The organism is Hymenobacter persicinus (genome assembly GCF_004167665.1).
Taxonomy (GTDB): domain Bacteria; phylum Bacteroidota; class Bacteroidia; order Cytophagales; family Hymenobacteraceae; genus Hymenobacter; species Hymenobacter persicinus.
Map to the genome: position 1 here is coordinate 83,458 of NZ_SEWE01000010.1, position 12,982 is coordinate 96,439.

At 62.1% G+C, this 12,982-nt stretch carries 13 protein-coding genes; 3 read left to right on the forward strand and 10 right to left on the reverse strand.

What is annotated here, in order from left to right; genetic code table 11:
- Positions 1–19: 19 nt before the first annotated feature.
- The 3 genes from EWM57_RS06860 to EWM57_RS06870 all read right to left on the reverse strand — a co-directional run bounded on the left by EWM57_RS06860 (position 20) and on the right by EWM57_RS06870 (position 2,779).
- Positions 20–472: a PA2169 family four-helix-bundle protein gene (locus tag EWM57_RS06860; RefSeq protein WP_129920397.1), complete on the reverse strand. Its 453-nt coding sequence runs from the start codon at positions 470–472 to the stop codon at positions 20–22.
- A gap of 88 nt (positions 473–560) precedes the next feature.
- Positions 561–1,820, reverse strand: coding sequence for a BaiN/RdsA family NAD(P)/FAD-dependent oxidoreductase (locus tag EWM57_RS06865; RefSeq protein WP_242510002.1), 1,260 nt, complete (start codon positions 1,818–1,820; stop codon positions 561–563).
- A gap of 107 nt (positions 1,821–1,927) precedes the next feature.
- Positions 1,928–2,779: an NAD(P)-binding domain-containing protein gene (locus EWM57_RS06870; RefSeq protein ID WP_165370440.1), complete on the reverse strand. Its 852-nt coding sequence runs from the start codon at positions 2,777–2,779 to the stop codon at positions 1,928–1,930.
- A 108-nt stretch (positions 2,780–2,887) separates the two neighbouring features.
- Here EWM57_RS06870 and EWM57_RS06875 point away from each other — a divergent pair, with 108 nt between their 5' ends.
- Entirely contained in the window at positions 2,888–3,757 is an 870-nt protein-coding gene (locus EWM57_RS06875) for an SDR family oxidoreductase (protein ID WP_129920399.1), read from the forward strand.
- 181 nt (positions 3,758–3,938) lie between these two features.
- Here EWM57_RS06875 and EWM57_RS06880 read toward each other — a convergent pair whose 3' ends face one another.
- Entirely contained in the window at positions 3,939–4,793 is an 855-nt protein-coding gene (locus tag EWM57_RS06880; protein WP_129920400.1) for a LysM peptidoglycan-binding domain-containing protein, read from the reverse strand.
- An 87-nt stretch (positions 4,794–4,880) separates the two neighbouring features.
- Positions 4,881–5,180: a hypothetical protein gene (locus EWM57_RS06885; RefSeq protein ID WP_129920401.1), complete on the reverse strand. Its 300-nt coding sequence runs from the start codon at positions 5,178–5,180 to the stop codon at positions 4,881–4,883.
- Positions 5,181–5,287: 107 nt separating this feature from the next.
- On the opposite strand from EWM57_RS06885, the gene EWM57_RS06890 reads away from it, so the two are divergent.
- The gene (locus EWM57_RS06890) at positions 5,288–6,049 is read left to right on the forward strand and encodes a glycosyltransferase family 2 protein (protein ID WP_129920402.1); all 762 of its coding nucleotides are present in this window, start codon (positions 5,288–5,290) and stop codon (positions 6,047–6,049) included.
- A 15-nt stretch (positions 6,050–6,064) separates the two neighbouring features.
- On the opposite strand, the gene EWM57_RS06895 is transcribed toward EWM57_RS06890, so the two are convergent.
- From EWM57_RS06895 to EWM57_RS06910, 4 genes are all read right to left on the reverse strand, one after another.
- Positions 6,065–6,883, reverse strand: a complete 819-nt coding sequence (locus tag EWM57_RS06895; RefSeq protein ID WP_129920403.1) for a hypothetical protein — start codon at positions 6,881–6,883, stop codon at positions 6,065–6,067.
- Positions 6,884–6,963: 80 nt separating this feature from the next.
- The gene (locus EWM57_RS06900) at positions 6,964–8,280 is read right to left on the reverse strand and encodes a metal-dependent hydrolase family protein (RefSeq protein WP_242510003.1); all 1,317 of its coding nucleotides are present in this window, start codon (positions 8,278–8,280) and stop codon (positions 6,964–6,966) included.
- Positions 8,281–8,428: 148 nt separating this feature from the next.
- Positions 8,429–10,699, reverse strand: coding sequence for a S46 family peptidase (locus EWM57_RS06905; RefSeq protein ID WP_129920404.1), 2,271 nt, complete (start codon positions 10,697–10,699; stop codon positions 8,429–8,431).
- Positions 10,700–10,809: 110 nt separating this feature from the next.
- Complete coding sequence (locus EWM57_RS06910) at positions 10,810–11,310, reverse strand: YkvA family protein (protein ID WP_129920405.1); 501 nt, start codon at positions 11,308–11,310, stop codon at positions 10,810–10,812.
- A 179-nt stretch (positions 11,311–11,489) separates the two neighbouring features.
- Here EWM57_RS06910 and EWM57_RS06915 point away from each other — a divergent pair, with 179 nt between their 5' ends.
- Positions 11,490–12,020, forward strand: coding sequence for a DinB family protein (locus EWM57_RS06915; protein WP_129920406.1), 531 nt, complete (start codon positions 11,490–11,492; stop codon positions 12,018–12,020).
- A 300-nt stretch (positions 12,021–12,320) separates the two neighbouring features.
- Here the strand turns inward: EWM57_RS06915 and EWM57_RS06920 are convergent, their stop codons facing one another.
- Positions 12,321–12,944, reverse strand: a complete 624-nt coding sequence (locus EWM57_RS06920) for an AlbA family DNA-binding domain-containing protein (RefSeq protein ID WP_129920407.1) — start codon at positions 12,942–12,944, stop codon at positions 12,321–12,323.
- Between the last annotated feature and the right edge of the window lie 38 nt (positions 12,945–12,982).

Below are 12,982 nucleotides of genomic sequence, written 5' to 3' on the forward strand. Positions count from 1 at the left end.
CTACTGCCCAGGGCTGTAATTACTTTTTCTCGGCGGCGTCGCGCAGGTTGCGGATTTCGTCGTGGCCCTGCTGTACGCCCTGGTACTGCTTCTCGATAACGGCTTTCAGGCCGGAGGGCAGGTCCTGGGCTTTGAGAGCCGTCTGGTAGGCTTTCTTGGCGTAGTCTTCGCCCCGCTCGCACTCGGCCAGGATGCTGTGGCGGTCTTTGCCCGACACGATGCCCTTCAGGTTAATAAAGGCGCGGTGAATAGTGCCGGTAACGGAGCTTTCTTCGTCAGGCTTCAGATCCAGCTTGAACATCTGGTCTTCCAGCTCGGTGATGTAGCTGGCGCGCTGAGCGGCGTATTTTTTGAAAATCTGCTTCAGGTCCGCATCCTCGACGTCGGTCATGGCTTCGGCATAGCCTTTCTGGCCGTCCTTGAGGGTTTCGATGAGTTCGTTGGCGAGGGCCTGGGTTGCTTTGGCTTCCATAGACATGGTTGTGGGTCGTTTGGGTTGTAAGGAAAGAACTAGTGCCTCTCTTTACTGTCCCGAAGCCAATAGGGTTACGACTGGGCGCCTAGCCGACGACGGGAACCGACGTCCGACTCAGGGCCTGCCCCGCCAGAAAGCCGGTGGTCCAGGCTGCCTGGAAGTTGAAGCCCCCGGTGATGCCGTCGATATCGAGGACCTCCCCGGCGAAGTGCAGGCCGGGCACGAGGCGGCTTTCCATGGTTTTCATGTTAACCTCCTCCAGTGGAATACCCCCGCAGGTCACGAATTCTTCCTTGAAGGTGGTTTTGCCGCGCACGGCCAGGGGCATGCGCAGCAGCAGCTCAATCAGGCGGTTCTGCAGCTTGGCCGGCAGCTCACTCCAGCGCGTTTCGGCCCCCACGCCGGCTAGCTCGGCCAAACTGCGCCAGAGCCGCTGGGGCAGCCCAAACAGCGGGTTCGACAGCACGGTTTTGCGGCCGTTGTCGGCGCGGAAAGTGTGCAGCCACTGGCGCAGCGTCTCCTCCGTGAAGCTCGGAATCCAGTTGACCAGGGCCGTGCCGGTGTAGTTGAGCTCGTGCAGGCGGCGGGCCCCCCAGGCCGAGAGCTTGAGCACGGCCGGCCCGCTGATGCCCCAGTGCGTAATCAGCAGCGGGCCTTCGTAGTCAAGCTTCTCGCCGGCCAGCACCACCCGGGCCAGGGGCACACTCACGCCCATCAGGTCCTTGAGCGGCGACTCCGGCACGTTGAAGGTGAACAAAGACGGCACCGGTTCCACGACGCCATGCCCCAGGGTCCGCAGCCAGTTGTAGCCCTCCGACTTGGGCAGGCCCCCGGTGGCCACCAGCAGGCGCTGTACGTGCATTACCTGCGCAGTAGCGCCGCTCAGGTGCAGGGCGAAGCCGCCGCCCGGCAGGGGCTCGATGCGCTCCGCGCTGGTGCTGGTCAGGATGCGCACCCCCGCGCGACGGGCGGCGTCGAGCAGGCACTGGGCAATGGTTTCGGAGGAGTCGGTGGTGGGAAACATGCGGCCGTCGGGCTCCGTTTTGAGCTGCACGCCGCGCTTTGCAAACCACGCAACCGTCTCCGGGGCGCCAAACTGGCGGAAGGGCTCCTTGAGCTGCTTGGCCCCGCGGGGGTAGTGCTGCACGAGCTGGGTGACGGTGGGGCAGTTGTGGGTCACGTTGCAGCGCCCCCCGCCCGACACGCGCACTTTGCTGAGCAGCTTGCCGGTTTTTTCCAGCAGATATACCGTGAGCTGCGGATTGGCCTCGGCGCAGGCAATAGCCCCGAAAAAGCCCGCCGCTCCGCCCCCCAGCACTGCTACCGTCGAATTACTATCCTTCACGGTACAAAGATAACCCGCGGATTCGGCCGGGCTTTCGGCTGCCACAGATTTCGTAGTCGAGTAGCCCCTAAACTTGTGCAATCCGGGCGAATCCCTGGTGCTGTGGGCTAGCAGTAGTCCAGGGCCGCCAGTAGGTCGTTGTGCTGAAACTCGTAGGGCAGGGTGCGCTGCAACAGGGAGCTGTCGATAAGCTTGCCACCCTGGCTTGTGGCCTCGAAGGTGGGAACGGTCAGGCCCAGCTTCCGGGCCGCCGCGGAGTAGAATTCCTGGCGGGAGGGATGGTGGCTGGCGCAGGCGTTGAAGGTGTAACCCCAGGCCTTTTCCCGGATGATGCTGGTGAGCAGACCGATGCAGTCGTCGAGGTGAATCAGGTTGACGGGGGCCTCGGCGTTGGGCAGGTTTTGCCGGCCGGCCAGAAAGCGTCCGGGAGGCCGTTCGGGACCAAACAAGCCGCCGAAACGGACCACCGTGCTCAGCCACTGCCCCCGGCGGGGCGTGAAGTGCCCCTCGGCCCGCAGCAGGTCGGAGGCCGCGTCCGGCGACGACACCGCGTCCGATTCCCGCATCCGCCGGTTGGCGTCGGGATACACGCTGGTGGAGCTCACAAACAGCACGTGCCGCACGCCCACCGACGCCACCACGCTGCCCACCGGCCGCAGCAGGCTGGGGTAGCTGTTGGCCGCGGCGGCCCGGGGCGGCACGTTCAGCACCAGCACATCCACGCCCGTGAGCATGGTGCGCAGCGTGTCGGCGTCGGTGGGGCTGAAGTCGTTGCCCAGGCGCAGCAGGTAGGGCGTAATGCCGGCGTCGCGCAGGGTCAGCAGTTGGGTGGGCGTGGTGGTGGAGCCCACAACGGGGTAACCGGCCGCCACCAGGGCCTTGGCCAGCGGCAGGCCCAGCCAGCCGCAGCCGAGCACGGCCACTGTGGGAAGGGAAGAAGCAGATGCGGGTGCACTCATGGAAGGCCAAAGGTGGCAAAAAATCCTTCGTGAGTATCTTCGGCGGGCAAAACCAGGTAAATCCCGTTCTTGCGCCTTTCCCACCATTCTTTTTCAGCCTTCCCCACTATGCCTGCTTACTCCCAACCCATGCTCCGCGACAATGCGCTCCACGGTAAAACCATCGTCGTGACCGGCGGGGGCACCGGCCTGGGCCGCGCCATGACCACGTACTTCCTGCAGCTGGGGGCCAACGTGACCATCAGCAGCCGCAAGCTGGAGGTGCTGGAGAAAACGGCCGAGGAACTGCGCGCCCAAACCGGCGGCCGGGTGCTGGCCGTGCAGTGCGACGTGCGCAAGTACAACGAAGTGGAAGACATGCTCCAGCGCACCATCGACGAGTTCGGGGGCGTCGATGTGCTGCTCAATAACGCCGCCGGCAACTTCATTTCACCCACGGAACGCCTCTCGCACAAGGCTTTCGACGTCATTGTCGACATCGTGCTGCGCGGCTCCTACAACTGCACGCTGGCCTTCGGTAAGCGCTGGATTGCCGACCAGAAGCCCGGCACCATTCTCAACATCGTGACTACCTACGCTTCCGTCGGCTCGGCCTTCGTGGTGCCTTCGGCGGCCGCCAAAGCCGGCGTGCTGGCCATGACCCGCTCCCTGGCCGTGGAATGGGCCAAGTACGGCATCCGCTCCAACGCCATTGCCCCCGGCCCGTTCCCGACGGAAGGTGCCTGGAGCCGGCTGTTTCCCGCCCCCCTGGCCGAAAAGCTCGACCCGGCCGCGTCGGTGCCGCTCAAGCGCGTGGGCGAATATCAGGAGCTAGCCAACCTGGCCGCCTACCTCGTGTCCGACTTCTCAGCCTACGTCAACGGGGAAGTCGTCACCATCGACGGCGGGGAATGGCTCAACGGGGCCGGCGAGTTCAACAAGCTGGAAATGATTCCGGCCCCGATGTGGGACGAAATCGAAAAAGCCATGCGCCGCTAAACCACCGATTCGCGCGAGCTTTTCGGATTTTACGGATTTTGGAAACGACGCTGCTGTCGGTTTGATATTCCGTCAAGCATAGCTGATAACCAAAAAAGGCCACCCCAGCGGGTGGCCTTTTTTGGTTGAAATACTCAGCCCCACAACGCGGGGAGTCTGACTAATTCCGATAAATCCGGGATTAAAGCTTGTATCCCTTGAAGCCTTTGGTGAACTCAGCGGCAGGAATGGGCTGGTTGGCCAAGACGTCGAAGAACTCAAACTTCTCGAATAGGCCCTTGTCGTCGTGGACCTGCACGACCAGGGGCAAAAACAGCTTCTGGTCGACGCAGACGATAGTGCGCTTGCCGTAGCCGTTGGGCACGAGCAGGGTTTTGCCAGCCGGCACGGGCGCGTCGGGGGCCAGGTCGTTGCGCTCCATAATACGGTACTCGCCGCAGCCAAACCGGTCGGCAATGTTGGCCAGGGTTTCCTGCTTGGTGGTTTTGTAACTCACGTAGCGGAACTGCGGAAAATCGGAGCGCAGAACGTAGCAAGGGCGCCCGGTGATGGTCGTGTCGCCGGCGTAGCGGAAGGTGCGCTCAAAGGTGTGGTCCTGGCGCTGGGAGGAGCCCTTGATAATGTCGGCAATGGTGCCAAAGCCCGCGTCGAGGACGCTGTGGTGCTGACCTTTGCGCATGATTGAGCCGTTGGGATCCAGGCTCAGGGTCACGTAAGGAAAGCTGTTGGGGTACACCCAGGCGTCCCCGTCATTCTGGCCCTTCACCCACAGCACCTCGATGCCCTTGTCGTTGCGCAAATACACGCGCAACGGGTTGAAGCCCATTTTCATGGCCGTGCGGGCCTGTTGGTATTTGCCGCCCGAGCGTTCCTGGGCGCGCACGTTGCAGCGCAGGGTTTTAAGACCTTCGATGGAAGCCGTCAGGCGGGCCAGCAACTGGTCAGTGGTCATCTTGTCGGCCACGGGGGCCGGGGCAGCGGCCAGGGCGGCGAGGAAAACGGCTGCGAGAACGGGGAGCCGGAAATGGTGAAGCATGTAGCGCGAAAACAATAAGCTAGAGTCCTGAAAAAGCTAATTTAGCACAAACCGGGCCGTAGCTCCACTCTACCGGCAGAAACCCGGCTAATTTAGGCTGATGCGCGGGAAGCGCGACGCCGTGCTGTCGAACACAAACAGTTCGTCGACCTCCACCTGCTCGAAGAACCGAAACAGCGGAAACTGTTCCACCACGGCCCGAATTACGTCGGCATTAAGGCCATTCATCGTAATCCAGCCCCGGGTGCGGCTGGCGCTGATGGCGTAGGCCTCCACCACGTTTTCCTCAATAAGCCGGTTGATGAGGGCGCGGTGCTGGGGAATCAGGGCAATAAAGTCTTCCGTGAAGCTGGCGGGAAAACGGACGGTAACGACGAAACGGGCCATAAGCAAAGGGCGGCTAACTGCCTGCTAAACGCCGCCCTAACCGATAAAGTTGGCCTTTTCGCGGCCGAAAAGGCAACTTTTTGCCCGCTAGCCCGGACTAGAGGGCCATGAACTTTGCCATCATCACTCCCACGCACAACCGCCGGCAGTACCTGCCCGAAGCCGTGGCCAGCGTGCGGGCCAGCATCAGCGCCCCTCTCGACTTTGGCTTTGAGCACCTGATTTACGACAACGGCTCCACGGACGGCACGCCGGAGTGGTTGCCCACGGCCGCCCGGGAAGCCGGTCCGCCACTGCGCTATTGGCACGACGCGGAAAAAGCCCGCGCCGGGCTGGCCCGCAACCGCCTCATTGCCCAGGCCGGTCCAGATTCCTGGCTCGTACCGCTCGACGACGACGATTTGCTGCTTCAGCGCAGCCTCTATCACTATGCCGACCTGGTGCAGCGCCACCCCGGCCGGCCCTGGTTTGTGGCCGATTTTCTGCGCATGGATGAGGAGCGGCGCTACCTGCCCGGCGAAGATTACTACGCCTGGCGCTTCGCGTCGCCGCGGGAGATGCTGGGGGCTATTTTCCGGGCCGAGCATTTTATTCAGGGCAATGTCTGCTTCAGCAAGGCGCTGTTTGACCAGGTCGGGGGCTACGATGAGGCGCTGCCCATGGCCGAGGACCTCGACCTCTACGTGCGCTTTTTGCTGGCCGGGCAGCTGCCGGTCGTGTCGCCGCACATCAGCCACCTGCACCGCTTCCACCGCAATAATGTGAGCATTGGCGTTGATGCCACCGCCCATCAGCACGACTTGCAGCTGATTTACGATAAATACGCCGCGGCACTGCGGCAGCTAGGCATTGAGAAACCCGGCTCGTAAATGCGCACCCGATAATTATTTCTGCCCGGATTTTTCAAATTCCTGCCGGGTAATAATGGTTAGCTTGGTGTCGGCGAAGGAAAAAATGGAGACGTATTTTTCGCCCAGGACCAAATGATTTTTACCCGGCAGCCGGTCGTGGTACAGCAGTAGAGTACAAATATCCGTCGGGGTCATAAATGGTGTGGTGTCAGCCCGGTGAAAATGCAGCGTTGACCGTACGGGTGCCGTTTGGGACTGGGAGCCGAGTAAAACCGCCCCGGAATGCAGCTGCTGGCGGGCCAGCAGCCGCCCGCTGGTGTTGTAGCGCAGTAAGTAGTCGTTGCCGACCAAGAACTGCCCGGGCTGGGTGGTAGCCGTGAGCACGTACACCCAGGTTTGCTTGCCCTTGGGCAGCACAATAGCGTTGAAAGTGGCATTCGGCGGCAAACTTACGCCCGGAATACGCTGCAGGTCAGCCATGGATTTCAGCCGGACGCTCAATAATTTGCGTTCGGCAGAAGTCAGGTTTCGTGGTCCGCGCCTGACGCCCGTGCTCGGAGCAATGGCAGCCATGGGGAAGCAGTACTCGGCCAGCACCCGCGGCTTGTCGGCGGGGCCGCCCACGAAGAGCGTGCGTACCGAGTCGAGAGTGGTGTAGCTGAAATAAGCCATTACCTGCCGGGTGGGAAAATGGCTGGCCTGTAATAAATCGGTGGAAACCCAGGAGGCACGCTCCAAGTGGTAGAGGGCTTGGCCTTCGCGCAGTATTTCGCGGCTGGCGGTGGTCAGATTACGCTGGGCTGAAACGGCCGGAGCAACTGCCAACAGGCAGAGCAGAAGTAAATATCTCACAGGAATAAAATAGATAAGGAGAAATAGAATAAGCGAAGCTAATTGTTCTTGATAGAATATGAAATAAATGCCTCGTTTAATTACAGATTTTTATAAATGACCCCGCCCTTCATGACTAGTTTAATTTGCCGCAGGGCCGCCAGGTCCTGGGTCGGATCAGCGGGTACGGCAATTATGTCGGCCAAAAATCCCGCGGCTAGCGTACCCCGGTCAGTCAGGTGAAAAATGCGCGCGTTACCGCTGGTTGCGCCCCGTAATACAGTTAGTGGTGGCAAACCGTAGTCCTGGACGAGCAGCTCCAGCTCCCGCACGTTGTCGCCGTGGGGAAACACGCCCACGTCGCCGCCCACGGCCAGCGTCACGCCGCTTTGCAGGGCTGCCCGCATGCTGGCGCGCTGTTGTACTAGGCGCTCGGGCAGGGGCTGGCCCGGCTGCCAGCCCCGGTAGCGCGAAATGGCGTCGCCGGCGGCTACGGTGGGGCAGAGGGCCACGCCGCGCTGCTTCATGAGCCGGAAGATTTCCGGGGTGCCCGCGTCGCCGTGCTCAATAGTTTCGACGCCCGCCAGCGTGGCGCGCCGCATGCCTTCGGGAGTGGAAGCATGGGCTACCACGGGCCGCCCGGCCGAGTTTGCCGTGCGCACAATCAGGTTGAGCTCGTCCTGGGTGAAAGTAGGGCGGGCAGGCTCGTTGGCCCCCCAGCGGTAGTCGGCGTACACCTTGATAACGTCGGCACCCTTGCCAATCTGCTCCCGCACGGCCCGAATAATGCCGTCCACGCCGTCGGCCTCCTGGGCGCCCTGGGGCACGTCGACGTCGGTGGCAAGCTTGGGGCCGTAGCTGCCCGTGGCCACCAGGGCGCGCGTAGCCACGAGCAGGCGGGGGCCCGGAATCAGGTTTTGGTCGATGGCCTGCTTGAGGCCCACGTCGGCGTAGCCCGCGCCCTCCGAGCCCAGGTCACGGGCGGTAGTGAAGCCCGCTTCCAGGGTACGGCGGGCGTGGGCCGTGGCCCGGGCCACCCGCAGGGCCTGGCTTTCGAGCAGCACTTGGTCGTTCCAGGGCGTTTCGTTGTAGGGGTGGAGCAGCAAATGGGAGTGACCCTCAATCAGGCCGGGCAGCAGCGTGAGGCCCGGCAACTCCATGAGGCGGGCAGTAGCAGGGGCTGCAATCTGCGCCGCCGGCCCCACGGCTTTAATCCGGCTCCCTTCCACGAGCACCACCCAGCCCTCGTGCCGGTCCTGCCCATCAAAGACGGCCGCCGGGCGCAGCAGCACCAGCTCCGGAGCCGTGGATGCCGTTTGCGCCGCCGCCGTCAAGGAACTCAACAAGGCGACTACTACTGCCGCACGAGGCAGGAAGGAGGCAAACACGAGCATGGTATGAAGAAGTGAGAGGGACACGTCCTTACCCCGACAATCGGCGTTACGCTCCGGTTGTCGAGCAAGAAACGTGAGGAGTGGCTTTAAGTGAACTTGAGACGTCAACCTACGCAAAAAGCGCCGCCTTCAAACGAAAGCGGCGCCTCTGGGCCTGGGTTGTCCTGGAATCCTACAGTTGTGCGTCGGCTTTGGCGGCTTTCTGCTTGATCTTGGACTTCTTGATCTTCTGGCTTGGTGCGGCGGCTTCGGTTGCATTCGGCCCGCCCACCAGGGTCATTTCCTTGACCAGATGGCCCGCACCGGCGTATTTATCCACCACAAACAGCATGTAACGCACGTCGAGGGTGATATTGCGGACCCGGTCGGGGTCGTACATGATATCGGACATGGTGCCTTCCCAGTTCCGGTCGAAGTTGGTGCCAATCAGCTCCCCGCGGCCGTTGATAACCGGGGAGCCGGAGTTGCCGCCGGTGGTGTGGTTGGTGGCAATAAAGGCGACCGGCACGGTACCGTTCACGGCGTATGGACCGTAATCTTTGCTTTGGTACAATTCCACGAGGCGGGCCGGCACTTCAAAGTCAGGGTTGGTCGGATCGGCCTTTTCCATCAGCCCGTCGAGGGTGGTATAGTAGTCGTACTGCACGCCGTCGGCGGGCTGGTAGCCGGCCACCTGTCCGTAGGCTACGCGCAAAGTCAGGTTGGCGTCGGGGTAGAATTTCTTGTCGGTCTGCATCTGCCGCAGGCCGGCCAAGTACGTGCGCGAGAGCAGAGCAATGTTATCGGTGGCCGCGTTGTATGTCGGCAGAATATTCGCCCGATAATGGCTGATAACGGCGTTGGAGAGCTGGTAGGCTGGGTCATCAGTCAGGGCCCGGGCGTTGCCCTTGCCTAGCTCATCAATAACGGCGGCGGCCCCTTCAGAGGTAGTCAGGCGGGAGCGGCTGAAGAGTTGGGCAGCATACTTGCTCCAGCCGTCGGCGCCGGGATACTGCTTCTGCAGCGCTTTCACGTAGTCAGGAACCAGGGCCGGCGGGGTGCCTTCGGCGTAGAGTGCCAGCAGGGCTGCGGCCACTTTCTGGTCGGTGGGCGCATTGTAGTTTTTGTAGAAACCGATCCGGCCGGCCTTGGCTTTCTCGGCGGCGGCGGCAATGTCCGCGGCGGGCTTTTTCTGGGCTATCAGCTCCGGCAGGTGGGCAATGCTGTTGGCATAGGCCAGCAGCTCCACGCCCAGCACGGCCTCGGTCACGTAGTCCCGGGCCAGGGTGTAGCTGCGGCCGGTGCGGTAGTTTTTCTCAAAGCCGGCCAGCAGCGGTCCGTAGGCGGCTTTGCGAGCCTCGTCGCCGCTTTGCACCCATTGCGTGAAGCGGGCTTCCTGCTCCTGCTTGCGGGTCACGGCGTCGAGCTTTTTCAGGCCCCGGGTTTCGCCGATCCACTTTTTCCAGTAGTTGGCAATGCTGGCGTATTTGGCCGCGTACTGAATCCGGACCTTGTCAGAAGCCTTCATGTCGGCATCCAGCAGGCGGAGCTTGGCATCCCGGATTTTCACCTTCGCCGGGTTCGACACCGAGTAGGTTTCGTCCACGCCCCAGGACGTGAGGTACTCGTTAGTGCGGCCGGGGAAGCCAAACACCATCGTGAAGTCGCCGGGCTTGATGCCGCTGAGCGAGATGGGCAGGTGGTGGCGCGGCTTAAACGGCTGGTTCGTAGGAGAGTAGGCGGCGGGCTTGTTATCGGGGCCGGCGTAGATGCGGAAGATGCTGAAGTCGCCGGTGTGCCGGGGCCAGGCCCAGTTGTCGGTGTCGCCGCCAAACTTGCCGATGGCCGACGGCGGGGCGCCCACCAGCCGGATGTCGGTAAAGACTTCGGTCACGAACATGTAGTACTCGTTGCCGTTGTAGAAGGGCCGGATAAACGACTGGTAGTGCGTGCCCTGCACCGCGGCCTGGGTTACGCGCTGGATGTTGGTTTGCACGAGCCGCTCCCGGTCGGCCTCGGTGATGTTGGACGTGGGCACGCCGGTCAGCACCTGGCTCGTCACGTCTTCCATCCGAATGATAAACGTGGCCGTCAGCCCCGGGTTCGGCAGTTCCTGCTCCCGGTTCATGGCCCAGTAACCCTTGGTCAGGTAGTCGTTTTCCACCGACGAATGGCTCTGAATCTGGCTGTAGCCGCAGTGGTGATTGGTGAGCAGCAGGCCCTGGTTGGAAATGATTTCCCCGGTGCAGCCACCGCCAAACTGTACCACGGCGTCCTTGAGGCTACCCTGGTTGACGCTGTAAATCTGCTCGGCAGTGAGCTTGAGGCCTTTTTGCTGCATGTCGGCCTCGTTGAGTTGCTTGAGCAGCAGCGGCAGCCACATGCCTTCGTCGGGCGGGGTGGCCATCAGGGAAGCGGGCAGCAGCAGGAACGCTAGCAGAGCCAGCCGGGAGAAAATGCGCATGGTGTGAGTAGGGGTGGTGTGCTACGAAAATACGCCTTTTGGCGCGAACCAAGGCCATAAAAAAGCCCGCGCTGGTTAGCGCGGGCTTTGCAGATCTGTCCGAGTGTCGGTTACGAATGACCCAGCTCGGCCACGGCGGGCTGGCTTTTGTCAGATACGGCCGGGGCGGGGGCCACGCCGGACGCAGCACTGGCCGAGGTCTTTTCCCACTCCTGGAAGCGGGCAATTTCTGCCTGAAACTTGGTGATAAACCAGCTGATGAGGGCAAAGTCGTCCATCACGCCGACGACCGGAATAAAGTCGGGCACCAGATCCAAGGGCGACAACACGTACAGCAGCACCGCTACGCCCGACACGATGGTGCTGGTTTCGACCTGCCGGTAAGCGCCCGTCACGTAAGCCTGCACCAAACGCACCAGGGTCAACCCCAGATCGATGAGCTGGCCGAAGGCGCCCTTGCTGCTTTTCTTGTCGGCCAGCTTCTCGGCCACTTCCTTCAGGATGATGGCAATCTGGAAAGGCCGGCCCAGCAGCTTGCTGGCGCGGGTGATGAAGACGCTGAAAATTGCGTTTTTGGAGATTTTGAGGCCTTTTTCGGCAAGAGACGACATACGCGAATGGTGAGAGTACAAAGTCTGGGGCTTTACGACGGTGCAGCTTAAATGGTTGGTGGGCGGCCCGCTGGCCGTAAGTGCCGAGTCGGGCGGGCGGGTTGCAGCTTCCTTTTCGGGCTCAGTAGCGCCGGATTGCGCAATTCTTCTACCTTCGTCCCGCACTACTGCCCCACCTTATGCTGACTGCCCGCCCCGCCTCCGGCACCTACGTGCCCTACTTCCTCAACTACATCAGCCGCGTGCCCGAGGGTGCTGAGCCCCTGGACCTGCTCCGGCAGCAGCCCGCCGAGCTGCGCGCCCTGATCGGAAATTTGAGCGAGGAGCAGGCCCTGACCAGCTACGCGCCCGGCAAGTGGACCATTAAGCAGATGCTGCTGCACATGATTGACACGGAGCGCATCTTCGCTTACCGGGCCCTGCGCATTGCCCGCGGCGACCAGCAGCCGCTGCCCGGCTTCGATGAAAACGCCTACGCCGAGGAATCCGGGGCCGACGGCCGCACGCTGGCGGACTTGTTCGAGGAATACGACGCGGTGCGCCAGGCGTCGCTGACCTTGTTCCGGAGCTTCTCGCCCGACATGCTCGACCGGAGCGGGACGGCCAGCAACAATCCGTTGACCGTGCGGGCCCTGCTGTTTGTATTGCCCGGTCACGAGGCCCACCACATGCACATTCTGCGCGAGCGGTATCTGCCCCTGCTGGGCTAACTCCCTTCGCACAACACCGCCTGACGCTCTTGCGTTAAGGATTCATAGTTTATTTCTCCCTAACCATTTTGCACCATGGCCAAAGCACAAGACGCCCGCAAGGAAAAAAAGAAGGAGCCCGCCAAGTCGGCTAAAGAAAAGAAGGCTGCCAAAGACGAGAAGAAAAAAGCCAAGAACAGCAGCAGCGAATAGCCTGCACCGGCTGCCGCCCGGCCTGCCCCGGTTGGCCCCCATAATTCAAGTCCCGCTACCGGCTGCCGGTGGCGGGACTTGAATTATGGGGGCAAGCGGAAAAGCGGGCTAGAGCGTGTAATACACCTCTTTTTCCTTGTCGTGGTGGTGAATGTAGCCGTGCAGGGTGAGCTTGATCAACGTCTGGTAGGCCCGGCGCTTGCCCAGGTTGCCCAGCTTCATGTACTGGGTTAGGGTAATGCGGGGGTGCTGCTTGAGATACTCTAGCACGGCCAACTCGTGACGGTTGAGCGGAATATGCTCAAACGGCGTGGCGTTGTCGCGCTCCAGGGCCTTTTCCGTCAGGCCGCTGGTTTGCACGCTCTCGTCGCGCACCCGCACGAATCCCCGCCAGTCGCCTTCGGCCACCTGGGCCCGGTGGGGCTTGCGGCGACTCTCGGCCACGGTCACAATCAGCACGGTGCGGTGGTCTTCCTCCACTTCCTCGAAGTGCAGGTCCAGAGGCGGGTCCACGTACTGGGCCGCGGCCAGCTGCAGCAGATACATTTCCTCCTCCGGGTCGCGCACGCCCACCACCCGCCCGGCATCATCGACGCCGACCAAGATGTGGCCCCCGCGCGCATTGGCCAACGAGGCCAGCGTGCGGGAAATGCGGGTCGGGTGGGTTGTCTTCTTCTTGAATTCAACCTGCTCGCCCTCGCCCTGCCTGATTAAGTCCTGAAGCTCCGGCATAGTCTGACTACGGAATGGGTTACGGTGCGGGAAGAGTA

Excerpts from the sequence above, each read along its gene's own strand:
- EWM57_RS06860 (WP_129920397.1), bottom strand. The coding sequence starts at position 472 with ATGGAAGCCAAAGCAACCCAGGCCCTCGCCAACGAACTCATCGAAACC.
- EWM57_RS06905 (WP_129920404.1), bottom strand. The coding sequence starts at position 10,699 with ATGCGCATTTTCTCCCGGCTGGCTCTGCTAGCGTTCCTGCTGCTGCCC.
- EWM57_RS06910 (WP_129920405.1), bottom strand. The coding sequence starts at position 11,310 with ATGTCGTCTCTTGCCGAAAAAGGCCTCAAAATCTCCAAAAACGCAATT.
- EWM57_RS06885 (WP_129920401.1), bottom strand. The coding sequence starts at position 5,180 with ATGGCCCGTTTCGTCGTTACCGTCCGTTTTCCCGCCAGCTTCACGGAA.
- EWM57_RS06920 (WP_129920407.1), bottom strand. The coding sequence starts at position 12,944 with ATGCCGGAGCTTCAGGACTTAATCAGGCAGGGCGAGGGCGAGCAGGTT.
- EWM57_RS06870 (WP_165370440.1), bottom strand. The coding sequence starts at position 2,779 with ATGAGTGCACCCGCATCTGCTTCTTCCCTTCCCACAGTGGCCGTGCTC.
- EWM57_RS06915 (WP_129920406.1), top strand. The coding sequence starts at position 11,490 with ATGCTGACTGCCCGCCCCGCCTCCGGCACCTACGTGCCCTACTTCCTC.
- EWM57_RS06880 (WP_129920400.1), bottom strand. The coding sequence starts at position 4,793 with ATGCTTCACCATTTCCGGCTCCCCGTTCTCGCAGCCGTTTTCCTCGCC.
- EWM57_RS06875 (WP_129920399.1), top strand. The coding sequence starts at position 2,888 with ATGCCTGCTTACTCCCAACCCATGCTCCGCGACAATGCGCTCCACGGT.
- EWM57_RS06890 (WP_129920402.1), top strand. The coding sequence starts at position 5,288 with ATGAACTTTGCCATCATCACTCCCACGCACAACCGCCGGCAGTACCTG.